Origin of the sequence: Mesorhizobium sp. M7A.F.Ca.ET.027.03.2.1 (assembly GCF_003999175.1) — a bacterium.
Taxonomy (GTDB): Bacteria; Pseudomonadota; Alphaproteobacteria; order Rhizobiales; family Rhizobiaceae; genus Mesorhizobium.
Genome location: NZ_RZOM01001423.1, coordinates 1 through 1,193 on the forward strand (window position 1 = coordinate 1; position 1,193 = coordinate 1,193).

The window sequence follows — 1,193 nt, forward strand, 5'->3', positions numbered from 1 at the left end:
ATCCAACATCCAATGACGTCCTCTTACGCCCCGGCCGGATCGAAGACGTCGAAACCATCCACGCGGCGATCCTGAAGCTCGGCACGCATATCGGTGCGCCGGAGGAAATCATCTCCACACCCGACGATCTCAGAATGTACGGCTTTGGCGAAAAACCCGCCTTTTCGACCCTGATCGCCGAAGTCGGCGGGGAATTTGCCGGGCTTTGCCTGCATTTTCCGATCTTTTCAACCTGGATGGGGCGGCCTGGAGTCTATGTGCAGGACCTCTATGTCGAGGATCGTTTTCGCGGCCGCAAGATCGGCGAGCGGCTGCTGCGGCACGTTGCGGCGCAGTGCCGGAACGAAGGCGGCGTTTATCTCCGACTGTCGGTCGACACCGACAATGAAGGTGCCAAGACCTTCTATGAAAGGCTGGGCATCGCCTGGTCGAGCTATGAGCAGACCCAAAAAATCATCGGCGAGGCGTTCTTTGCCTTCGCCGATGCGCCCCAAAACGAGGATCCGGAATGAAAGCCTTCTATGCCGAGGAACAGAAGCGTCACGACCCCAAGGCCTTTCTGTCAAGCGGTGCGGCACAGCCCAATCCGGAAAAGCCGGAGCGCGTGGAGAGATTGTTAGCCGGCGCAAAATATGCTGGCTGCACGATCGAGCGGCCTCGGGATCATGGGCTCGGCCCGGTCGCGGCTGTGCATACGCCCGAATACCTTGATTTCCTCGAGCATATCTACACGCGCTGGCAGCGCATCGAGGGCGCTTCGGCCGAAGTGATCCCCAACATCCATCCGATCGCGCGCAACGGCTCCTACCCGGCCTCGGCAGTCGGCCAGGCCGGCTACCACATGGCCGATACTGCTTGCCCGATCTCGGGCGAGACTTGGCAAAGCGCGCTGTGGAGCGCCTGGAGCGCGGTCGACGCGGCCGAGGCGGTGATGTCAGGCGCGCCGGCCGCCTATGCGCTATGCCGCCCGCCCGGCCACCACGCCTTTGCCGATGTCGCCGGCGGCTTCTGTTTCATCAACAACTCGGCCGTCGCGGCGCAGGTTCTGCGTAAGCAGGCCGCACGGGTGGCGATCCTCGATGTCGACCTGCATCACGGCAACGGCACGCAAGGCATCTTCTACGCACGGCCGGATGTGCTGACCGTCTCGCTGCATGCCGATCCGGTGCGCTTCTATCCGTTCTTCTGGGGTC

2 protein-coding genes are annotated in these 1,193 nt (G+C 62.4%); both read left to right on the plus strand.

The window, feature by feature from the left end; all coding sequences use genetic code 11:
* Positions 1 to 512, plus strand: a 512-nt coding sequence (locus EN750_RS35250; RefSeq protein ID WP_245482904.1) for a GNAT family N-acetyltransferase, incomplete at its 5' end; no start/stop codon positions are given.
* Positions 509 to 1,193, plus strand: a 685-nt coding sequence (locus tag EN750_RS35255) for a histone deacetylase family protein (protein WP_127399343.1), incomplete at its 3' end; no start/stop codon positions are given. The genes EN750_RS35250 and EN750_RS35255, both read left to right, overlap by 4 nt.